We start from the raw sequence: 20,215 nt of genomic DNA, 5'->3' as shown, positions 1-20,215 counted from the left end.
AATCCCCCCTCATGCCTTTTTCGGAAGACCGAGAAGTTCTCTCGTTGTGAGACCTTTTATCTTGTAGCGTTTGTAGGTATAGTAAGTCACCGCAAGTTGAATCAGAGTGTTAGTTGCATAGTACAGAAACAGTCCGCTTGGAAGTCCCACGAACAGGAACGGGAAGATCACCGACATGATGATACCCTGCCAGGCCGTTCTCGCATCCTGGCTTGTGAGAAGCGTTGTGTAGTAACTCGCCACTATGGTGATTATCAGAAACAGCCAGTTGTTGGAAAAACCACCCGCGGAGAGATCCTTCCAGATGAGAAAATTTCCGCTGTAGGCAAATTCTTCGACGTAGTATCTGATGACCGACCACAGAAGCATGAAGATAGGTAGCTGTATGAGGAGCATGAGACAGCCGCTAGCCGGATTCACTCCCGCTTCTCTGTAGAGCTTCAGGAGAGCTTCCTGCTGTTTCGTCGGGTCCTTGTACTTCTTCTTGATGGCTTCTATCTGCGGCTGTAACTTTCTCATGTTTATGAGAGATTTCGTTTGAGCGTGGTAGAGCGGATAGAGTATCAACCTCACGATAAGAGTAAAGAGCACAATCGCCCATCCAAAATTCTTCGTGAGATCTTTCAGCCACCAGAAGAACCAGACCAGACCGTAAAACACAGGATCGTACCACTTGTTGAATCCCGGTATCTTCACAAGAGCTTTTATGAGAACATCGTAATCCTCTGGAAAGGCTTTCTTTATTAGAGTTCTCTTGTTCGGTCCCATGAAAACGATGAAACGCTTTTGTCCGTTTATCTTCAGAGTACCTTCAAAGAGGAGACCTTCGTCATGCTTTAAAAGTACGAGTGTTCGCGTTCCGGGATTGAAGGACGCGAAGTAATTTTCCAGGTATCTATCCGTGGAGGTATCGACAGATACTCTGGGTACCGTCACTTCAACGGGTTTTGAGCTTTCTATATCAACAAAGAAGGTATAATTCTCGTCGTTCTTTATCGTGAAAATCTTCTTCACGTAGCCGTAGTTGTATACGATACTTACCTCGTCGGAGAAACCCTCGGATACTTTTCCCACACCGGTTACTATCGGTTCTTCTATCACTGTCAGAGGTGTTCCCTCATCGAGTACATCGAAGCCATCATTTCCATAGGTGAAAACGTGCTTTCGACCATCGACAAGGGTGTAAAAGTCTTTGAGTATGCCCTTTTCCAGATCGAAGTGATACTCCTCGAACCTGGTGAGAACAACTATTTCTTTCTCGGAGCGAACAACCTTGATCGGTTCCACAGCAAACAAAAAGATTGGAAGTATGGCGAGCAGTATTGCTACAACTTTTCTCAAGACCATCGCCTCCTTGGTTTGAATGAAAATTCCTCGGGAACAGGATCGTAACCACCTTTTGATAGGGGATTGCATCGGAGAATACGCCTGAGGCCCAGGAAGGTCCCCTTCAAGAGCCCATGTTTCTCCAGGGCCTGTATGAAATAATTCGAACAGGTTGGAGTGAACCTGCAGGTTGGAGGTTTGAGAGGTGAAATGTATCTCTGATAAAACCTTATAAGCATTATAAGCAGTTTTTTCATCCTTCTATCCTCTTCAGGAGATTCAAAAGCTTTTCATGTACCGCCCAGAAATCCACTTGTTCGAATTCTTCTGACAATTTCTTCCTGGGAATCACTACTATATCAAAACCCTTTGGAATTACGCCTTTGCTCTTTCTGAAGATCTCTCTTACCCACCTTTTCAGTTTGTTTCTCCTGGTCGCTTTTCCGAACTTTCTCTTCACAACTATTCCCAATCTGGAATAATCAAGCCCGTTTTTCTTAAAAAGAACCACAAAGTACTCATTTTGAAGACTTTCTCCCTCTTTGAATATTGTCAGGAAATCTCTCCTGAGCCTCAGGCGTTCTCTGCGGGTGAAACTTTCTGTCATACAGTCAGTCTCCAGCGTCCTTTCCTTCTCCTGTTCTTGAGAACTCTTCTTCCACCGGGTGTTCTCTTGCGCGCCAGAAATCCGTGTGTTCTCTTTCTCTTTCTCCTTGAAGGCTGGTACGTTCTTTTCATCCTGCTTAACCTCCTCTTCAACAGTGTCTATTCTCCATTAGTATATCATACCATTCACTATCGTTTGAGTTTCATCGCAATTTCTCCCGCAAGCTTCACATTCTCTTCAAGAAGAGCAAGATTCGCTTTCAGAGTTCTTCCATTTGTCATTTCTGCGAGCTTTTTGAGAAGAAAAGGAGTCACTTCTTTCCCCTCAGCTTCCAGTTCGATCTTTTCAAGAAGACGCTCTATTTCATCGTGTGGTACTTCGTACTCCTCTGGCACAGGATTCAACACCATGAGGGTTTTCTCGAATCCTATCTCTCTCATGGTTTCGTAGATCTTCAAGACTTCCTCTACACTTTCCACCCTCGGAACCCTTCGGCCACTTTTCCTCGAAAAAAACAACGGAAACTCGTCTGTTTTAAAACCAACCAGAGGAATCTCCAAAGTTTCAAGCATCTCGAAAGTTGCTTCCACATCGAGAATGGATTTTATCCCGCTGGATACAAGAATAGTGCGCGAAGAAGCCATCTCGGTGAGATCTTGCGAAACGTCCACACGTCCTGGATGGACACCCCCCGTTCCTCCAGTCACAACAACCTCTATTCCGATTCGTCTGGAGAGAAAGATGGTGGCACTCACAGTAGTCGCGGCGTTTTTTCCCTTAGCCACCGCAATGGGAATTTCTCGCGTGCCTATCTTATCGGCACCTTCTCTCATCATCGTCTCGAGCTCTTCTTCGCTCATACCAACGATGATTTTTCCCTTCAAAATGCCTATAACCACAAGCTGGAAACCTTTTTCTCTGGATATCTCTTTCGCCCTTCTGAACAACTCTATGGCTTCCTTTCTGGGCAGGCCATGAACAAACACCGTGGTTTCCATTCCTACTACAGGGTTTCCTTTTTCTATCCTGCTTTCTATGATCACAGAAACACCTCCTAATACTCGATTCCCTTCCTCGCCATAACTCCCTTCTGGTAGTAATGCTTTATTTCTTTCATTTCCGTGACAAGATCGGCCTTCTCTATCAACCATTCAGGAGCGTATCTTCCTGTTATCACGAGTTCCACACTTTCTGGTTTGAGGTTCAGAAGATCTTCCATCTCTTCTTTTGAGAAAAGCCCAAGATGTATGGCCACGCAGAGTTCATCCAGTACAACCACATCGTACTTTCCAGAAGCGAGTCTCTTTTTCGCGTCATCAAGACCGTCCTTTGCCTTCTTTATCTGCTCTTCAGAAGGATTTCCCACAATGAACTCAGAAGTTCCGTACTGAACGATATCAAAGTTTGGAAAGAACTCGCTTATTTTGAGTTCAGAAGTTTCCCTTCCTTTCAAAAACTGTCCAAAGAACACCTTCAAGCCCGCACACGCAGCTCTTGTTGCAAGTCCGAGCGCCGCTGTCGTCTTTCCCTTTCCGTTGCCCGTGTAAACGTGGATGTATCCCTTCAATTTGTATCCCTCCTCTTCCGTATGTTAGCATAGAAAAGGGTGAGAAAATATGATTATTCAGGATGTAGAACTGGTTAAAGTAGCCAGAACTCCAGGTGATTATCCTCCTCCTTTGAAGGGAGAAGTTGCCTTCGTTGGAAGATCGAACGTGGGTAAATCTTCCCTTCTCAATGCCTTGTTCAACAAAAAGATCGCTTTTGTGAGCAAAACTCCCGGAAAAACGAGATCGATAAATTTCTATCTTGTCAACTCAAAATACTACTTCGTGGATCTTCCGGGGTATGGGTACGCGAAAGTTTCCAAGAAAGAACGAATGCTCTGGAAGCGACTCGTGGAGGACTACTTCAAAAACAGATGGTCACTTCAGATGGTCTTTCTCCTTGTGGATGGAAGGATCCCACCTCAGGACAGCGACTTCATGATGATAGAGTGGATGAAAAGCCTGAACATTCCGTTCACCATCGTTCTCACCAAGATGGATAAAGTGAAGATGTCAGAGAGGGCAAAAAAGCTTGAAGAACACCAGAAGGAGTTCTCAAGGTACGGAGAGTACACGATTATACCAACTTCCTCAGTTACCGGAGAAGGAATAAGTGAACTTCTGGATTTGATATCAACACTACTGAAAGAAAATTGATAAAATATGTTGTGAGGGCAGGGGGGATAAAAGTTTGAGCGGAGAGACACGAGATGTGGTCAGCGAAGATCCGGTAACGAGCGAAGCTCTGAGATAAAGCAGTGAAAGGGGGGGAAGCCATGAGAAAGCTCATGAAAATAGTCCTCGTCCTCGGGAGTCTGCTCGGAGCACTGATGGCAGTTGTTGGGGCTAATAAAATTTGGTAAAAGTTCGGCAATAAATATTCAGCGAATAATTGTCCCCTGCCCTCGTGCCTTTATAAGGAGTGAGTATATGAAAGAGAAAAAGGATTTTGGTGAAAGGAATTTTCTTGTCTATTCTTCACTAATACTTGTAGGATTTTTGTTCCTTTTCTTTCTAGATCTGGAGAATCTTTTTCAGAATCCTCACAACTGGAGTTTGATAATTCTCTTCTTCCTCACGAACTTGTTTTTTGATGCTGTTAATATAAAAACTCTCGAATTTACACGTGGAAAAGTGGAAACTTCTGCTGTTTTCATTGTAAACATCTTCACGGCAGCGCTTTTGAATCCACTGGAGGCTTCCCTTGTGGCAGCATCATCGGCTATTACTTTTAAGATAATAAAACTCTTCTTCGGAGAACGTTATCCTGTCAGTCGTTATATTTTCAATTTCTCTCAGCTGGCTGTGACCACTTACGTAACAAGCTTCCTCTTCCACCGGCTATCTGGAACAAACACCTTTCAGAACATCCTCGCTATTCTGTTGAGTACTGTTGTCTACTTTCTCATCAACAACATCTTCGTGTTTTTTGGAGTTTACATCCTCACCAAAGGTGATATCCGTGAGACCGCTTCTAAGGTTCTATACGGTCCTGTCACGAGCATGGCTCTCATGATACCGGTCATAGCCGTCATCTACATTCTCTATCAGTACATCGGATTCATAGCCATCCCCGTATCTCTTGCAGCCGTTCTTTCTATTCAGGTAGGAAACTACTACAGATACAAGTACTACGAAGCAAAACTGGAACACCTGAAACTCCTTGCAAAGAGTCTTGAAGAAAAAGATGAATACACCCGCGGTCACAGCGAAAGAGTGGCAGAACTCGCAAAGAAAATGGCCAAAAGACTTGGATTTTCACCGAAGATGGTTGAGAGAATCTACAACGCCGCTTTCCTGCACGACATAGGAAAAATAGGGATTCCGGACCACATTCTGAAGAAACCCACCATCCTTTCAAAAGAAGAAATGTCGATAGTGAAGAACCACCCCATCATGGGCGAAGACATACTGAGGGAAGTGGACATATTCAACAACAGAGAAAGCAAATGGGTTAGACACCACCATGAAAGATGGGACGGAAAAGGATACCCCGATGGCCTGAGAGGAGAAGAGATCCCTCTGCCTTCCAGAATAATATCCGTTGCCGATGTGTACGAAGCGCTCACAAGTGATCGACCCTACAGAAAAGCACTCAGTTACGAAGAGACAAAGGAAATCATGATGAAAAACATGAAAGGGGTTGTCCTCGACCCCAGACTCGTCGACTTGCTTTTTGAGATTCTCGAGGAAGAAAAGGAGGAAGAAAAACCATGATGATAGATGTTTTTCTCATAGCTTTGCTTCTTTCGACTCTGACGGGAAACATCAAAAACGTTTTGAAATACAACTACAGAGGGCTCTATCTATTTGCCATTCCTTTCGTGCTTCAGCTTCTTCCATGGAAAGAGATACTCGTTCCTGTATCGTTTGCAATGCTCCTTCTTTTCTTCATCTGGAACAGAGATATTCCCGGTTTCAAACTGATGGCAGCCGGTGCCATTCTGAACGGCTTCACCATGAGCGTCAACGGTGGAAAGATGCCGGTATGGGAGCCCACCCTTAAACTTCTCAATTTGGATCTCGATTTCAAACACATCGCATTCACTGAATTTTCCTGGAAAACTCTCTTAGCAGACTACATACCCGTTTATCTTCCGTGGGGAAGAAAGTTCGTTATAAGTGTGGGAGACATACTTGTGTTCATCGGTGTTTTCATCTTTTTCGTTCTAAAACCTCGATTCCAAACCCAACCGTCCCGGGCCCCACATGAGTCGTGATCACCTTTCCCATCGGTGATATGATTTCGTCGACAACTTCGTAACTTTTTCTGAGTGTGTTCAAAAGTTCCACTACCCCAGTCTCGTTGTCGGCGTGAACACCTATCACTCTCAACTTCGAGCCTTCAGGAGTATCTTCACGTAGTTTTTCTATGAGGGCTTCTATCGCCTTTTTGTCTCCTCTGACCTTTCTGTAAGGGATGAGTTCTCCGTTCTCTATGTGAAGACACACCCTTATCTTGAGAAGATTTCCCACAAATCCCTGGAACTTTGACACCCTTCCTCCCTTGACAAGGTAGTCAAAATCCGAAACATAGAAGATCGCCTTGAAGTCCTTATTTTTCATTCTCTCATCGAGTTTTTTCAGAACTTCCTCGATGGTGGCACCATTTTCGAGCATTTCACGAGCCACACGGGACGGAAGGGGTATCGCACCCGAAGCGAGTAGAGTGTCCACAACGTAAACAGGTATATCCACTTCTCTGGAAGCAAGAACAGCAGAGTTATAGGTTCCAGAGAGCTTTGACGATATGGTGAAAACCAGAACAGCATCGTAACCCTCTTCTTTGTACTTCAGATATCTCTTCTTGAAGTCCTCCACACTCGGCTGGGAAGTTTTTGGCACATTGCTTGTTTCTCTTATTCTCTTGTAAAAGTTCATTATCTCTTCCGGTTTTCTCTCATCCGGCTCGGATTTTCCATCCTCCCACACCACGTACAGCGGAATGCTGTCTATATCGTATTTCTCCATCCAGGAAAAGGGAATATCGGCTGTGCTGTCAACGAGAATCTTCACTTTCATCAGTTCACCCCCCTATCCTCTCTTTTATGATAGAAGCCGCCCCAAGGATCCCAGCGTCCTCAACGAGAGGACTCGCTACTATTTCATAGGTTCCCACAAAAGACGGCATGATGTAATCCACCACTTTCTCTCTCAGGGGACCAAACAGAATCTCTCCCGCTCTTGAAATTCCTCCACCTATGATCACTATCTCCGGGTTGAATATGTGTATGTAGCCCGCTACGGCTCGTGCCAGGGCATCCACCACCCTGTCTCTTATCATCAGAGCGAATCTGTCTCCCTGTCTTGCGGCGTCAAAAAGGTGCTTGGCGTCTGCCTTTTCGGGTGAACCCGCGAGTTTGTAAACCAGAGAGTCGTGATATTTCTTGTAGCCTTCTCTGAGAAATCTCCTTATCGCCGTTGCGGATGACACAGCTTCAAGACAACCCCTTGTACCGCAGTTGCACATGGGGCCATTGGGTTCGACGACAACATGCCCGAGTTCCGCTCCTATTCCATCCCTTCCCGTGAGGAGGTGTCCGTGAGTGACAACTCCTCCGCCAATGCCAGTTCCAAGTGTCAGAGCCACTATGTGATCGTATCCTCTTCCGGCTCCGAACCACTTCTCTCCAAGGACAAACGCGTTCGCATCGTTTTCAAGAAAAACTTTCTTCCCAGTTCTCTTTGCCAGCTCATCAGTTAGTGGAACGTTGTGCCAGTCCGGAAAATTAGGGGAGAATCTGACAATCCCATTCTCTCTATCTATCGAACCTGGAGATCCAATGCCAACGTAAGGCGTTTCTTCTCCATCAGCCACCTCCAGAATCGCTTCGGCGATTCTTCTTATCACATCTTCTTTTCCGTTCTCTACGAGAGTATCCCGAGTTACTTTCTTCAGTATTTTTCCATCTTCACTCACGAGTCCTACCGAGAAGGTAGTTCCTCCAAGATCAACTCCTATGAGCTTCAACTTCGGCACCTCCTGCTCAGTATCTTGCTTTTTCCTTGTCTATCAATTTCAGAAATTCTTCGTTTGAAGAAGTTTCGGAAAGTTTGTTCAGTATGAGCGTCAAACCTTCTTCTTCCGTCATTGCAGAGAGCATCCTTCGTAAGAGCCAAACCTTCTTGAGAGTCTCTTCATCGAGCAACAGCTCTTCCCTTCTTGTTCCGGAAAGCAAAAGATTTATGGCTGGGAAGATTCTCTTGTTCGCCAGCTGTCTTGAGAGAACCAGCTCCATGTTACCTGTTCCTTTGAATTCCTCGAATATGACCTCGTCCATCTTCGAACCCGTTTCCACAAGAGCGGTAGCGATGATCGTGAGGCTTCCACCTTCACGGGTGTTTCTCGCCGCTCCAAAGAATCTCTTGGGTTTGTAAAGGGCGGCTGGATCCACACCTCCCGTTAGAAGTTTTCCGCTGGGAGGAACTACTATGTTGTACACTCGAGCAAGTCTTGTCAGACTGTCAAGGAGTATAACAACATCGTAATTGAATTCCACCAGTCTCTTTGCCATTTCCAGGGTGAGCTCGGCGACCTTTACCTGTTTGTCTGGGGGCATGTCAAAGGGAGCCGCTATGACGATTGCATTCGTTGACTCTTTTATATCCGTAACCTCTTCCGGTCTTTCATCGATCAGTAAGATTATTCTTATGGTATCCGGGTGGTTTTCAGCGATACCGTTCGCTATTTCTTTGAGGATAGTCGTTTTACCGGCTTTTGGAGGTGCCACGATCATTCCTCTTTGTCCCTTCCCAATAGGAGCGAAAAGATCTATTAATCTGGTGGAATATATCTTTGGGTTGGTTTCAAGGATGAAGCGTTCTCTGGGGTAATCCGGAGTCAAGTTGTCAAAGTTTACTCTGTCGTTGACCGCTTCGACTGGTCGATAATTTATCGCTTCGATTTTTATCATGGCGAAGTACTTTTCGCCTTCTTTCGGTTTCCTTATAACCCCGGAAATTATATCTCCCGTGTTCAGGTTGAATTTCCTTATCTGAGAAGGGGATATGTATATATCATCGTTGCTTGGAAGAAGGTTGTCCTCGAGCCTTCTCAAAAAACCAAAACCTTCAGGATGAATTTCCAGTACACCTTCACCGAAAAAATAACCGGTGGATTCGGTTTGGGCTTTCAAAATGGCAAAAATCAAGTCTCTTTTTCGCATAGAAGTGTATCGAGGAATACCCAGGGATTTTGCTATCTCGTAGAGCTGTTTTATGTTCATGGATTCCAGCTCTGATATGCTAATGGCTTTCTGTTCCTCTGTCAATTTTTCACCTCCTACTGATGGAAGGCAACAAGGGAGGGAAAGAAAAAGGAGGCATCAGCCTTCCTGACTGGATGCCTCCACAAGCTGAACGAGCGACATCTCAGCGGCATCTCCTCTTCTGAAACCTATCCTCAGAACCCTCACATAGCCTCCGTGTCTCCCAACGTAGTTCTTCGCTATTTCATCCACAAGTTTGTTTGTCAATCGTCTGTCTCCAAGCACAGCGTTTATCTGCCTCCTCAGATGAACGCTTTTGGCTTTATCATCAGTTGTGGCGGCTTCTATGGCCTTGCTGACAAGTTTATCCATTAATATCTTCAGAGCTTTTGCTTTTGCTGTTGTGGTAACTATCGAACCGTGTTCAACGATTTCTCTTGAAAGGTTTCTCAAGAGACTTTTTCTGTGGCTACCATATCTTCCAAGTCTGTGCCTCTTCACTCTATGTCTCATCTTTCATTCCCCCTTCCTGAGCTCAAGACCGAATTTTTCTTTCAATTTCTCCTTGACCTCATCGAGAGATTTCTGACCAAAATTCTTTATCTTCAAAAGCTCTTCCTCTGTTTTGCTGAGAAGATCTCCGATCGTTTCTATTTTAGCTCTCTTCAAACAGTTGAGAGATCTGACCGAAAGCTCGAGTTCATCTATCTTTCTGTTGTAAACATCCAGATTCTCCCTGTTTTCTTCTTCATGATCAACGGCGGGAATTTCTGCTTCTTCTTCCTCGGATGTGATGATGTATTCCTCGGAGATCTTCAGTTCAGGCAGACCCTCCGTCACGATTTTGAAATGATTTATCAGGATGTCCGCAGCCTTTCTGAGGGCCTCTTCAGGTCTTATCGATTTCTTCGTCCAGATTTCAAGAATGAGCTTGTCGTAATCCGTCCTCTTTCCAACACGAACGTTTTCCGTCAGAAAGTTCACTTTGATCACAGGGCTGAAAACTCCATCTATTGGAATCCATCCCACGTCAGGTCTTTCTTCCCTCTCAGACACGGGAACGAATCCCTTTCCCACTTCTGCGTAGACTTCGAAGAAAAGATCTGCTTTAGAATTCAAGGTGGCGATGTGTAGATCCGGATTCGCCACTTCGATACCAGCCGGTGTCTTTATATCACCCGCGACAAGTTCGCCCGGTCCCTTCTTTTCTACCTCCATCTTTATTGTACCTTTCACAGTCACGTTGACCCGAAACTGAACTTTCTTCAAGTTCAGGATTATATCCAGTATGTCTTCTTTTACTCCTTCAATGTAATCGTATTCATGGTACTTTTCTGGCTTTATGAATCTCACTCCAACGATTGCGAGAGAAGGTATGGAGGAGAGAAGAACTCTCCTCAATGCGTTTCCTATCGTGATGGCATATCCTCTTTCAAGCGGAGAAAGCGAAAATCTTGCATAATAATAGTCCTTTTCCTCTCGTTCTTCCTCCACCTTTAATTTTTTCGGTATCACAAACTCTATCATTCACATCACCTCGAGTAGAATTCGATAACTGTCTGAAGATCGACTGGAAGATCGGTAACTTCCTCAAGGCTCGGATATCTCAGGAAAGTGCCTCTGTAGTTGTCGTAATCGACTTCTATCCAGGGTACAACGCTTCTTTCTTTGTTGGCTTCTACAGCCTTTTTGATCACTTCGAGGTCTCTGCTTTTTTCTCTCAATTCAACTACATCGTTCGGCTTCAGAAGATAACTCGGTATATTCACTTTCTTTCCATTCACGAGGAAATGTCCGTGATTAACCAGCTGTCTTGCCTGTCTTCTGTTTATAGCGAATCCCATTCTGTACACGACGTTGTCCAGTCTGGCTTCAAGTATCTGGATCAAGTTCTCTCGAGTGTCTCCTGCCTTCTGCATAGCTTTTTCCACGTACCTTTCGAACTGTCTTTCAAGTATGCCGTAGATTCTTTTGACGGTTTGCTTTGCTCTGAGCTGTATACCGTACTGCGTGAGCTTGGCTCTTCTCTGACCGTGCTGACCCGGTGCGTAAGGTCTTCTGTCAAAAGCACACTTATCGGTGTAACACCTTTCTCCTTTAAGATAGAGTTTCATTCCCTCTCTTCTGCAAAGCTTGCAAAGAGGTCCTGTATATCTCGCCATTTCGTTCCCTCCTCACACTCTTCTTCTCTTCTTGGGTCTGCAGCCGTTGAACGGAATAGGAGTAACATCCTTTATCTGGTTGATTTCAAGACCGGCGCCCTGAAGCGTTCTTATCGCAGGTTCTCTTCCCGGGCCAGGTCCCTTCACAAGAATATCGACTTTTTTGATGCCCATTCTGAGAGCTTCTCTTGCCACTTTATCGGCTGCCAGCTGAGCAGCGTAGGGTGTTCCCTTCCTTGTTCCCTCGAATCCCACCGTTCCTCCGCTGGCCCAGGTGAGTGTATTTCCATCTTTGTCAGTGAGAGTAATTATGGTGTTGTTGAAAGTGGATTTTATATGCACCACTCCGTAATCGAAGCCAACTTTCTTCTGTTTCCTTGAAGAGCTGCCTCTCTTTCTTGCCATTCAATTCCCTCCTTTACATTATGAAGACTTCTTTTTGGTCTTTATTCTGCTCGGTCTGGGTCCTTTTCTTGTCCTTGCGTTTGATCGGGTCTTTTGACCTCTAACGGGGAGCCCAAGTTTGTGTCTGATACCTCTGTAACACCCTATCTCTATGAGTCGTCTGATGTTTCTTTCAACCTCGCTTCTGAGTTCTCCTTCTACCTTGAAATGATCCTGGATGTACTTGGTGATCTTGCTGATCTCCTCATCGGTGAGGTCTCCCACTCTCTTTTCCGGATCTATACCAGTGTTTTTCAAAATTTCAAAGGATCTGCTCCTTCCAATTCCATAGATGTAGGTCAGCGCCACCCAGACCTTTTTGTTGTTTGGAAGCTCAACACCTACGATACGAGCCATTCATTTCCCTCCTCCTTAACCTTGCTTCTGATTGTGTTTTGGATTAACCTTACAGATAACATAGACTCTCTTCTTCCTTCTGATTATTTTGCAGTGTTCACATCTCTTCTTCACAGAAGCCTGAACCTTCATTCTCCTCACTCCTTTCGTTACTCTGGTTTTTTTCTATAAACGATTCGCCCTCGAGTGAGATCGTACACAGAGAGTTCAACAATAACCCGATCTCCAGGAACCAGTCTTATAAAATTTTTCCTCATCCTGCCAGAAACGTGGGCGAGCACTTTGTGCCCATTGTCTAATTCTACTCTAAACATAGCGTTAGGTAAAGCCTCTATTATGGTCCCTTCCATCCGGATGACATCTTCCTTTCCCATTTCATCCCTCCTTGGTCAATATCTCCACCCCATTTTCTGTTATCAGAATCGTGTGTTCAAAATGAGCGCATCTGGAACCGTCCACTGTAACGGCTGTCCATCCGTCTTCTTTCACAACAACTCTCCAATCTCCTTCACTCACCATGGGTTCTATGGCCAGTGTCATACCCTTTCTTAATATCACACCCGTTCCGGGTGTTCCGTAATTTGGAATTTGAGGATCTTCGTGGAGTTCTCTCCCCACTCCATGACCCACATAATCCCTGATCACGTTGAAACCTGCCGATTCAACTGTTTCTTGAATGCAGTGCGAAACATCTCCAAGTCTGATGCCGGGTTTTATCATTTTTATAGCTTTTTCCAGTGCCTCTCTTGTTACTCTCACCAGCTCTTTTCCTCTTTCATCGGTTTCTCCAACTATGTATGTAACGGCCGCATCACCGTAAAGTCCCTGATACACCGCTCCAACATCCACAGAGACTATGTCTCCTTCTTTGAAAACCTTCTCCTTGAGGGGAAGACCGTGCACCACTTCCTCATTCACGGAAACACACGTTGCGTACTTGTAACCACCGTATCCCTTGAAAGCCGGCTTGACTCTGAGTTTTTTGAAGATCTCCAGAACAAGAATTTCAACGTCCCATGCGGTTTTCCCCGGAACGATCACTCTTTCAACTTCCCTCAAAGCTACTGCGACCGCTTTTCCGGCTTTTTTCATCTTCTCGATCTCAGAGGGTGTCTTTATTCTTATCATTTATCACTCCACCCTACTATCTTTAACACTTCAGCAATCACGTTGTCTATTCCTATGGTACCATCCACTCGTTTGAGAATGCCCTTTTTATCGTAGTAATCAATCACCGGCTGTGTCTTTTCGAGATAAACCTTGTACCTGTGTCTCACTGTTTCCTCTTTGTCGTCTTCTCTCTGAACGAGCTTCACTTTACAATCATCGCACAGTTCATCCTCTTTTGGAGGAAGTGAAATCAAATTGTAAATTCTTCCACATTTTGGACAGATCCTTCTGGCTGTGAGCCTCTGAACAACCACTTCTTCAGGAACTTCAAAGAGTACAGCAGCCGTGAGCTCTTTGTTTTGATTTTTCAAAAAGTCGTCGAGGAATTCTGCCTGAGCAACAGTTCTTGGATAACCATCCAGTATGAATCCTCTTTCACAATCTTTTTCTGAGAGTCTTCTTTTCACAACCTCGTTCACGAGTTCATCCGGAACGAGTTCTCCTCTTTCCATGATCTCTTTTATCTTCTTCCCAAGTTCGTCGTTCTCTTTCTTTACAATGTCCCTGAAGATGTCACCAGTGGATATATGTGGAATACCTGTTATTTCCTGTAATCTCTTTGCGTAGGTTCCTTTTCCCGCACCCGGAGGTCCCAGAAAGACGAGGTACGCCATCATCTTCTCCCCCTTATTCTACCCTTTTTGATGAATCCTTCGTAGTGTCTCATCACCATATGGGTTTCCATCTGTTGAATGATGTCAAGAGCGACTCCCACAGCGATCAAAGCGGAAGTGCCTCCAATCCAGACGTTCACCTTTATGGCTCCCTGTATCAGGTAGGGAAGAAGGGCTATAACTACGAGGAAGACCCCTCCGATAAACGTCACTCTGTTCAGAACTCTGTGGAGGTACTGCTCCGTTGATCTTCCAGGTCTCAAGCCCGGGATGTAACCTCCGTACTTCTGAATGTTTTCAGAGATTTCCTTAGGATCGAAAATCACAACGCTATAGAAGTAAGTGAAGAAGAACACCAGCAATCCGTAAACGAGAAGGTAGAGGAATCCACCTGCTTTGAAGAGATTTTGAAGAGTTCCACTGTTCGTTATTGAAGCGATCGCAGAAGGTATTGAAACTATGGCACTCGCAAAGATGATGGGGATCACACCACCTTGGTTCACCTTTATAGGAAGATACGTGCTGGCTCCTCCATACACTCTCCTTCCTGTGACCCTTCTTGCGTATTGTATGGTTATCCTTCTCTCTGCCTGCTGAACGAGTATGATTCCAAATATCGTGATAAGGCCAACAGCTATGAGAAAGATCCATTCCAAAAGATTCAGACCACCGAGATATGCCTGTCTAATGTAGCTTGGGTATCTTGCCACTATTCCCGCGAAGATCAGGATCGAAATACCGTTTCCTATACCCTTTTCTGTGATCCTTTCACCGAGCCAGAGCAGAAACATGGTTCCGGCAAGCATGGATATGGTGGAGAGAATGGTGAACTGGAGCACATTAACACCGGGAGCTATCATGTCCGGGTTCGATCTTGCAAGCGAAAAGGAAACAAAGAAAGCCTGAAAACCACCTATCAAGAGTGTGAGATGCCTTGTGTACTTTGCGAACTTCTTTCTTCCCTCTTCACCCTCTCTGAGCATCTCCTTGAGCGAAGGCATAACAGATGCCAGAAGCTGAAGGATGATCGACGCGGTTATGTATGGAGTGACACTCATGGTGAAAACAGAGAACTGACTCAAAGCTCCTCCAGTGAACACATCGTAGAAACTCAAAATTCCAGCGACACCAGCGGTTTCCGCTATTCTTCTGAAGATTTCCCCCCACGCTTCCAGATTCAATCCAGGAACGGGGATGTAAATCCCCATCCTGAAAACGATCAAAGCGAGGAACGTGAAGATGATCCTGTCACGAAGCTCTGGTATTTTAAAAGCGTTTTTAAAAGCTTGCCACATTTCATATCACCTCAGCCTTACCACCAGCACTTTCTATCTTTTCTACAGCGCTCTTACTGAAAGCGTGTGCTTTGACTACCAGTGGCTTGGTGAGTTCTCCGTCTCCGAGGATCTTTATCCCATCTTTCAGATCTTTTATGATCTTTCTTTCGATGAGTTTTTCAGGAGTTACTTCTTCGTTGGCTTCGAACCTTTCTTCGAGAACTTTGACATTAACAACCGCATAAACCTTTTTGTTTATGTTGTTGAATCCTCTCTTGGGGAGTCTTCTGTGCAGAGGCGTCTGTCCACCCTCAAACCAGATGTGAACCTTTCCGCTTCCTCTGGCTTTCTGTCCTTTGTGTCCCCTTCCACTGGTTTTTCCGTGCCCAGATCCGGGACCTCTACCGACTCTTTTCCTCTTTTTCATTGCCCCGGGAGTTGGCCTCAGATCTTCAAGCCTCATGCGTTGCTACCCCCTTCCTCAATCTCCTCTACTTCCACCAGATGCCTCACCTTTCTGATCATACCTCTGATCTGTGGTAGGTCATCCTTTACGACTATCTGGTTGAGCTTCCTGAGTCCAAGCCTCTTCACCGTATCCTTTTGATCCCAGGAATAACCGATGGGACTCTTGACCAGTTTTATCTTCAGCTTCTTAGGCATTGTCCTCCCTCCTCACACCTTTGAACACTTCTTCGACTGAGATATCCCTGAGTTTTGCAACTTTTCTTGGATCCAGGAGATTCTTCAGACCGTTCATTGTTGCAAGAGCGAGGTTCAAAGGATTGGTGGACCCGAGCGATTTTGTGAGTATGTTCTGAATACCCGCGAGTTCAACAACTGCTCGGACAGTACCACCTGCGATGATACCTGTACCTGGCGCTGCTGGTCTCAGAAGCACTTTGGAAGCGTCCTGTCTTCCTATGATTTCGTGCGGTATGGTTCCGTTGATTACAGGAACCTCTATGATATTTCTCTTTGCAGCAGATATGGCCTTTCTGATCGCTTCAGGAACCTCTCTTGCCTTTCCTATTCCCAGTCCCACTTTACCGTTTTTGTTTCCAACTATTGCAACAACTCTGAAGCTCAGATTCTTACCACCCTTTGTGACTTTGGAGGTTCTCCTTATTTCTATTATCTTCTCTTCGAATTCTTCATACTGTATTTCTTTCATAACTCCCTGTGTTTCCACAGTACCACCCTCCTTCAGAATTCGAGTCCAGCTTCTCTGGCACCATCCGCCAGTGCCTTAACCCTACCGTGGTACTTGTATCCGCCTCTATCGAACACGACCTTCTTTATTCCCTTTTCGAGAGCCCTTTTTCCTATGAGAAGCCCTACTTCTTTGGCTGCCTCTACGTTCCACGTTTTCTGAAGCTTTTCCCTCAGCTCGGGGTCGAGAGTAGAAGCGGAAACAAGAGTGTGGCCTATAGTGTCATCTATGATCTGTGCGTATATGTGTTTATTGCTTCTGAAAACACAGAGCCTTGGTCTTTCGGGAGTTCCAAACACCTTTTTCCTAACTCTTCTGTGCCTTCTGAGTCGCTGCTCTTTTTTTGACTCCTTCTTTATCATTTCAGCTACCCCCTTTATGCTTTCTTACCTTCTTTCTGTCTCACCACTTCACCAACATACCTGATTCCCTTTCCGGTGTAGACATTTGGTGGTCTGAACGCTCTGATCTCAGCGGCAACCTGTCCAACCCTCTGTTTATCGATGCCAGAAACAACTATCCTGTTCGGTGCAGGAACTTCAATTTTCACATCAGAGGGTATCTCGTAAACAACGGGATGAGCGTAACCAAGGTTCATCACTACTGTATTCCCCTGAAGCTGAGCCCTGTAACCGATTCCTACGATTTCCAGCTCTTTCTTGTAGCCTTCTGTTACACCAACAACCATATTTCTGATGAGGGACCAGTAAGTTCCCTGGAACATCTTTATCTTTCTCCAGTCAGATTTTCTTATAATCTGATTCTCGTTGGGTCTTACCCAGACTTCATTACCTTCAACTTCTATTTTCACGTAAGGGAGAAATTCCTGACTGAGTTCTCCCTTGGGTCCCTTCACCTTAACAACGTTGTCTTTTATTTCAACCGTAACACCCTGTGGTAAGACTATGGGCTTTTTCGCGAGTCGAGACATTCAAAACACCTCCTCACCAGACGTAAGCGATTACTTCTCCGCCGACTCCAAGCTGACGAGCTTCTTTATCTGTTAGAACGCCCTTCGAAGTAGTGAGTATGGCTATTCCAAGACCGTTTTTCACTTTTGGAATATGATCCTTGTCAACGTAAATTCTCCTACCTGAGTGAGACACTCTGACGATACCGTGAATGACTCTTTCTCTGTTCTTCCTTCCGCCTTTGTATTTGAGGTAAACCCTCAGTATTCCCTGCTTTCCATCCTCGATGTATTTGTAGTCCGCTATGAATCCTTCTCTTTTCAGGATCTCGCAGATCTTCTTCTTGAGGTTAGAAGCAGGTATATCCGTATATTCTTTGAAAACCATATTGGCATTTCTGATTCTTGTTAGCATGTCGGCAATTGGATCGCTCCACACAGTACCATCCCTCCCTTACCAGCTTGCCTTCCGAACTCCGGGGAGCTTTCCTTCCAGAGCAAGCTTCCTGAAACAAACCCTGCAGAGTCCGAATTCTCTGTACACCGCTCTCGGGCGTCCACAGATGTGGCACCTTGTGTACTCACGAACCTTGTACTTCTTCGGTTTCTTCCATCTTTCTATCATCGCCTTCTTGGCCATTCATCTCACCTCCGTTATCCTCTCTTGAAAGGCATGCCAAAGAGCTCAAGAAGCCTTCTGGCTTCCTGATCTGTCTTTGCAGTTGTGACGATGGTGATGTCCATTCCTTGTATTCTTCTGACTTCATCCGGACTCAGTTCAGGGAAAACCAGCTGTTCTGAAAGACCAAAGGAGTAATTCCCTCTTCCGTCAAAGGAATTGGGATCGAGTCCCCTGAAGTCCCTCACCTTGGGCAGCACGATGTTTATGAGTTTGTAGAGAAAATTGTACATCCTTGCTCCTCTGAGGGTTACTTTCAAACCTATCGGCATTCCCTTCCTTATCTTGAAGTTGGAAATACTCTTCCTCGCCCTTGTAACGATTGGTTTCTGCCCTGTAATTTTTGCGAGCTCGTTCGCGTGTCGTTCTATGAGGTCGTAGTTTCTGGAACCTTCGCCAATTCCCATGTTTATAACGATTTTGACCAACTTTGGAACCTGATGGATGTTTTTGTAGTTGAACTCTTTCATCAAAGCGGGTACTATTTCCTTTTCGTACTGATCTTTCAGAGGAACGTATTCATATCTCATACCGATTCCTCCCTCAATCTTTGTCAATGATCTCACCACACTTCTTGCAGTATCTTACCTTTTTTCCATCTTCGGTGAACCTGTAGCCAACCCTTGTTCTCTTATCACAAGCAGGACAGACAACCATGACTTTGGATGCGTAAATTGGCGCTTCTCTCTCTATGATTCCACCCTCACGAAGCTGGGGAATAGGTCTCTGGTGCCTTTTCACCATGTTCACATTTTCAACGATGACTTTGTTTTCCTTTGGAATCACTCTGAGTACTTTTCCCCTTTTTCCCTTGTCTTTTCCAGAAATTACTTCGACGAGATCACCCTTTTTTATCCTCATCTCCGTATCACCTCACCAAACTTCTGGTGCGAGGGATACTATTTTCATGAAACCTTTTTCTCTGAGTTCCCTCGCAACCGGTCCAAAGATTCTGGTACCTCTGGGAGCGTTGAACTTGTCAATGAGAACAGCCGCGTTGTCATCGAATCTGATGTAAGTACCATCACTCCTTCTGATTTCCTTCTTTGTTCTCACGATAACTGCTCTGACCACGTCTCCCTTTTTCACATCAGAATTTGGGATGGCTTCTCTGACTGAACACACGACTATATCTCCAACCGTTCCGTACTTTTTATGAAACCCACCGATAACCCTTATAACTCTGAGCTTTTTGGCACCGGAGTTATCAGCCACATTGAGGTAGGTCTCTTGCTGTATCATGATTCAACCCCTCCCTTGCCCTCGACTGCTTCTATTTCTTCCTGAATGTCCTCTTCTTCTTTCAGTACTCTTTCGGGTTCAAACCTTTGAATGATCCTGACGACTCTCCATCTCTTAGTTTTGCTGAGAGGCCTTGTCTCTTCTATTTCAACAACATCTCCTATTTTACATTCGTTCCTTTCATCGTGTGCGTGATATTTTTTCGTCCTTTTCACGTATTTTTTGTAAATCGGGTGCTGAACGAGCTTTTCCACGGCAACAACTACTGTCTTGTCCATTTTATCGCTCACAACTATTCCAGTCAAACGTTTCCTGGGCATATTTTCACCTCCTTATGCCTAACTCCCTCTCTCTAAGAATGGTCTTTATTCTTGCGATGTCTCTTTTAGTGAGCTTTATGAGAGAAGTATTCTTCAGCTGTCCCATTGCAAGTTGGAATCTGAGTTCCATGAGCTGTCTCTTCTTTTCTTCGAGAAGATTCTTCAATTCTTCATCTGTGTAATTCCTGAGTTCGGAAGCCTTCATACTGCCTCACCCCCAATATGGTGACGGGGAACTACCTTAGTAGCTATGGGAAGTTTACTCGCAGCGTACCTGAGAGCTTCATGGGCTGTTTCCTCATCGACTCCCGCCACTTCAAAGAGAATCTTCCCGGGTTTCACAACGGCGACCCATCCTTCAACGTTACCCTTACCTTTTCCCATCCTGGATTCAGGTGGTTTTTTCGTGTAAGGTTTGTCAGGGAATATTCTTATCCAGATCTTTCCGGATCTTTTCATAGCCCTCAGCATGGCAATTCGGCAAGCTTCTATCTGCTGGGCTGTGATCCAAGCTGGTTCGAGTGCTTTGAGACCCCATTCACCGAACTGAACAAATGTTCCTCCCTTGGCTTTTCCTTTCATTCTTCCTCTTTGTTGTTTTCTGTATTTGACCCTTCTTGGCATCAACATGGCAATTAC

35 protein-coding genes are annotated in these 20,215 nt (G+C 45.1%); 3 read left to right on the top strand and 32 right to left on the bottom strand.

The window, feature by feature from the left end; translation table 11 throughout:
* Positions 1-9: 9 nt before the first annotated feature.
* The 6 genes from yidC to cobO are packed head-to-tail and all read right to left on the bottom strand — an operon-like array spanning position 10 to position 3,500.
* The gene (gene yidC, locus TPET_RS06800; RefSeq protein ID WP_081501989.1) at positions 10-1,347 is read right to left on the bottom strand and encodes a membrane protein insertase YidC; all 1,338 of its coding nucleotides are present in this window, start codon (positions 1,345-1,347) and stop codon (positions 10-12) included.
* A complete protein-coding gene (yidD, locus tag TPET_RS06795; protein WP_004081754.1) occupies positions 1,338-1,583 on the bottom strand; it encodes a membrane protein insertion efficiency factor YidD in 246 nt (81 codons plus the stop codon). The genes yidC and yidD overlap by 10 nt, the downstream gene beginning before the upstream one ends.
* Positions 1,580-1,933 carry a ribonuclease P protein component gene (gene rnpA / locus TPET_RS06790; RefSeq protein WP_011943812.1) on the bottom strand — a complete coding sequence of 118 codons (354 nt, stop codon included), beginning with the start codon at positions 1,931-1,933 and terminating at the stop codon, positions 1,580-1,582. Before rnpA ends, yidD begins: the two co-directional genes overlap by 4 nt.
* The gene (rpmH, locus tag TPET_RS06785; RefSeq protein ID WP_004081758.1) at positions 1,930-2,064 is read right to left on the bottom strand and encodes a 50S ribosomal protein L34; all 135 of its coding nucleotides are present in this window, start codon (positions 2,062-2,064) and stop codon (positions 1,930-1,932) included. Before rpmH ends, rnpA begins: the two co-directional genes overlap by 4 nt.
* A gap of 57 nt (positions 2,065-2,121) precedes the next feature.
* Complete coding sequence (gene psuG, locus TPET_RS06780) at positions 2,122-2,976, bottom strand: pseudouridine-5'-phosphate glycosidase (protein WP_011943811.1); 855 nt, start codon at positions 2,974-2,976, stop codon at positions 2,122-2,124.
* Positions 2,977-2,987: 11 nt separating this feature from the next.
* Positions 2,988-3,500 (bottom strand): cob(I)yrinic acid a,c-diamide adenosyltransferase, encoded by a 513-nt coding sequence (gene cobO, locus TPET_RS06775; protein ID WP_011943810.1) that lies wholly within the window; start codon positions 3,498-3,500, stop codon positions 2,988-2,990.
* A gap of 49 nt (positions 3,501-3,549) precedes the next feature.
* Between cobO and yihA the strand changes: the two genes are divergently transcribed.
* The 3 genes from yihA to TPET_RS06760 all read left to right on the top strand — a co-directional run bounded on the left by yihA (position 3,550) and on the right by TPET_RS06760 (position 6,200).
* A complete protein-coding gene (yihA, locus tag TPET_RS06770; protein WP_011943809.1) occupies positions 3,550-4,137 on the top strand; it encodes a ribosome biogenesis GTP-binding protein YihA/YsxC in 588 nt (195 codons plus the stop codon).
* 273 nt (positions 4,138-4,410) lie between these two features.
* The gene (locus tag TPET_RS06765) at positions 4,411-5,697 is read left to right on the top strand and encodes an HD-GYP domain-containing protein (RefSeq protein ID WP_011943808.1); all 1,287 of its coding nucleotides are present in this window, start codon (positions 4,411-4,413) and stop codon (positions 5,695-5,697) included.
* Positions 5,694-6,200 (top strand): DUF5317 domain-containing protein, encoded by a 507-nt coding sequence (locus TPET_RS06760; RefSeq protein WP_011943807.1) that lies wholly within the window; start codon positions 5,694-5,696, stop codon positions 6,198-6,200. The genes TPET_RS06765 and TPET_RS06760 overlap by 4 nt, the downstream gene beginning before the upstream one ends.
* On the opposite strand, the gene TPET_RS06755 is transcribed toward TPET_RS06760, so the two are convergent.
* Genes TPET_RS06755 through rplP form a run of 26 tightly spaced genes read right to left on the bottom strand, consistent with a single transcriptional unit; the run spans position 6,136 to position 20,206 of the window.
* Positions 6,136-7,002, bottom strand: a complete 867-nt coding sequence (locus TPET_RS06755; RefSeq protein ID WP_011943806.1) for a DegV family protein — start codon at positions 7,000-7,002, stop codon at positions 6,136-6,138. The two genes, TPET_RS06760 and TPET_RS06755, sit on opposite strands and share 65 nt — an antisense overlap.
* A 4-nt stretch (positions 7,003-7,006) precedes the next feature.
* On the bottom strand, positions 7,007-7,960 hold the full coding sequence (locus tag TPET_RS06750; protein ID WP_128080965.1) for a glucokinase: 954 nt from the start codon (positions 7,958-7,960) through the stop codon (positions 7,007-7,009).
* A gap of 7 nt (positions 7,961-7,967) precedes the next feature.
* The gene (gene rho / locus TPET_RS06745; protein ID WP_011943804.1) at positions 7,968-9,251 is read right to left on the bottom strand and encodes a transcription termination factor Rho; all 1,284 of its coding nucleotides are present in this window, start codon (positions 9,249-9,251) and stop codon (positions 7,968-7,970) included.
* Positions 9,252-9,305: 54 nt separating this feature from the next.
* Positions 9,306-9,701, bottom strand: a complete 396-nt coding sequence (gene rplQ / locus TPET_RS06740) for a 50S ribosomal protein L17 (RefSeq protein WP_011943803.1) — start codon at positions 9,699-9,701, stop codon at positions 9,306-9,308.
* A 3-nt stretch (positions 9,702-9,704) separates the two neighbouring features.
* On the bottom strand, positions 9,705-10,715 hold the full coding sequence (locus TPET_RS06735; protein ID WP_011943802.1) for a DNA-directed RNA polymerase subunit alpha: 1,011 nt from the start codon (positions 10,713-10,715) through the stop codon (positions 9,705-9,707).
* Between the two features lie 5 nt (positions 10,716-10,720).
* Entirely contained in the window at positions 10,721-11,350 is a 630-nt protein-coding gene (gene rpsD / locus TPET_RS06730; RefSeq protein ID WP_011943801.1) for a 30S ribosomal protein S4, read from the bottom strand.
* 12 nt (positions 11,351-11,362) lie between these two features.
* A complete protein-coding gene (rpsK, locus tag TPET_RS06725; RefSeq protein WP_011943800.1) occupies positions 11,363-11,755 on the bottom strand; it encodes a 30S ribosomal protein S11 in 393 nt (130 codons plus the stop codon).
* An 18-nt stretch (positions 11,756-11,773) separates the two neighbouring features.
* Positions 11,774-12,151 carry a 30S ribosomal protein S13 gene (rpsM, locus tag TPET_RS06720; protein ID WP_004081785.1) on the bottom strand — a complete coding sequence of 126 codons (378 nt, stop codon included), beginning with the start codon at positions 12,149-12,151 and terminating at the stop codon, positions 11,774-11,776.
* A gap of 15 nt (positions 12,152-12,166) precedes the next feature.
* Positions 12,167-12,283, bottom strand: a complete 117-nt coding sequence (rpmJ, locus tag TPET_RS06715) for a 50S ribosomal protein L36 (RefSeq protein WP_004081787.1) — start codon at positions 12,281-12,283, stop codon at positions 12,167-12,169.
* Positions 12,284-12,300: 17 nt separating this feature from the next.
* Complete coding sequence (gene infA, locus TPET_RS06710; RefSeq protein WP_004081789.1) at positions 12,301-12,525, bottom strand: translation initiation factor IF-1; 225 nt, start codon at positions 12,523-12,525, stop codon at positions 12,301-12,303.
* Position 12,526: 1 nt separating this feature from the next.
* Entirely contained in the window at positions 12,527-13,279 is a 753-nt protein-coding gene (map, locus tag TPET_RS06705; protein WP_011943799.1) for a type I methionyl aminopeptidase, read from the bottom strand.
* Entirely contained in the window at positions 13,276-13,938 is a 663-nt protein-coding gene (locus TPET_RS06700; protein WP_011943798.1) for an adenylate kinase, read from the bottom strand. Before TPET_RS06700 ends, map begins: the two co-directional genes overlap by 4 nt.
* Positions 13,935-15,230 (bottom strand): preprotein translocase subunit SecY, encoded by a 1,296-nt coding sequence (secY, locus tag TPET_RS06695; RefSeq protein WP_011943797.1) that lies wholly within the window; start codon positions 15,228-15,230, stop codon positions 13,935-13,937. The genes TPET_RS06700 and secY overlap by 4 nt, the downstream gene beginning before the upstream one ends.
* A gap of 1 nt (position 15,231) precedes the next feature.
* Positions 15,232-15,675 carry a 50S ribosomal protein L15 gene (gene rplO / locus TPET_RS06690; protein ID WP_011943796.1) on the bottom strand — a complete coding sequence of 148 codons (444 nt, stop codon included), beginning with the start codon at positions 15,673-15,675 and terminating at the stop codon, positions 15,232-15,234.
* A complete protein-coding gene (rpmD, locus tag TPET_RS06685) occupies positions 15,672-15,875 on the bottom strand; it encodes a 50S ribosomal protein L30 (RefSeq protein ID WP_011943795.1) in 204 nt (67 codons plus the stop codon). The genes rplO and rpmD overlap by 4 nt, the downstream gene beginning before the upstream one ends.
* Positions 15,868-16,386, bottom strand: coding sequence for a 30S ribosomal protein S5 (gene rpsE, locus TPET_RS06680; protein WP_038034562.1), 519 nt, complete (start codon positions 16,384-16,386; stop codon positions 15,868-15,870). The genes rpmD and rpsE overlap by 8 nt, the downstream gene beginning before the upstream one ends.
* A gap of 32 nt (positions 16,387-16,418) precedes the next feature.
* Positions 16,419-16,787, bottom strand: a complete 369-nt coding sequence (gene rplR / locus TPET_RS06675; protein ID WP_004081803.1) for a 50S ribosomal protein L18 — start codon at positions 16,785-16,787, stop codon at positions 16,419-16,421.
* Between the two features lie 14 nt (positions 16,788-16,801).
* Complete coding sequence (gene rplF / locus TPET_RS06670; RefSeq protein ID WP_011943793.1) at positions 16,802-17,356, bottom strand: 50S ribosomal protein L6; 555 nt, start codon at positions 17,354-17,356, stop codon at positions 16,802-16,804.
* Between the two features lie 13 nt (positions 17,357-17,369).
* Positions 17,370-17,774 carry a 30S ribosomal protein S8 gene (gene rpsH / locus TPET_RS06665; RefSeq protein ID WP_008195021.1) on the bottom strand — a complete coding sequence of 135 codons (405 nt, stop codon included), beginning with the start codon at positions 17,772-17,774 and terminating at the stop codon, positions 17,370-17,372.
* Positions 17,775-17,789: 15 nt separating this feature from the next.
* The gene (locus tag TPET_RS06660) at positions 17,790-17,975 is read right to left on the bottom strand and encodes a type Z 30S ribosomal protein S14 (protein WP_008195018.1); all 186 of its coding nucleotides are present in this window, start codon (positions 17,973-17,975) and stop codon (positions 17,790-17,792) included.
* Positions 17,976-17,989: 14 nt separating this feature from the next.
* Entirely contained in the window at positions 17,990-18,544 is a 555-nt protein-coding gene (rplE, locus tag TPET_RS06655) for a 50S ribosomal protein L5 (RefSeq protein WP_008195012.1), read from the bottom strand.
* A 13-nt stretch (positions 18,545-18,557) separates the two neighbouring features.
* Entirely contained in the window at positions 18,558-18,875 is a 318-nt protein-coding gene (gene rplX, locus TPET_RS06650; RefSeq protein WP_011943791.1) for a 50S ribosomal protein L24, read from the bottom strand.
* A gap of 12 nt (positions 18,876-18,887) precedes the next feature.
* A complete protein-coding gene (rplN, locus tag TPET_RS06645) occupies positions 18,888-19,256 on the bottom strand; it encodes a 50S ribosomal protein L14 (protein ID WP_011943790.1) in 369 nt (122 codons plus the stop codon).
* A complete protein-coding gene (gene rpsQ / locus TPET_RS06640) occupies positions 19,253-19,576 on the bottom strand; it encodes a 30S ribosomal protein S17 (RefSeq protein WP_008195006.1) in 324 nt (107 codons plus the stop codon). The genes rplN and rpsQ overlap by 4 nt, the downstream gene beginning before the upstream one ends.
* Positions 19,577-19,580: 4 nt before the next feature.
* Positions 19,581-19,781: a 50S ribosomal protein L29 gene (gene rpmC / locus TPET_RS06635; protein WP_004081820.1), complete on the bottom strand. Its 201-nt coding sequence runs from the start codon at positions 19,779-19,781 to the stop codon at positions 19,581-19,583.
* Positions 19,778-20,206, bottom strand: coding sequence for a 50S ribosomal protein L16 (gene rplP / locus TPET_RS06630; RefSeq protein ID WP_011943789.1), 429 nt, complete (start codon positions 20,204-20,206; stop codon positions 19,778-19,780). The genes rpmC and rplP overlap by 4 nt, the downstream gene beginning before the upstream one ends.
* Positions 20,207-20,215: the final 9 nt, after the last annotated feature.

The sequence above is a fragment of the Thermotoga petrophila RKU-1 genome (assembly GCF_000016785.1).
Taxonomy (GTDB): Bacteria; Thermotogota; Thermotogae; order Thermotogales; family Thermotogaceae; genus Thermotoga; species Thermotoga petrophila.
Note: the sequence above shows the minus strand (reverse complement) of the source record. Positions and strands in the feature narration are given on the sequence as shown.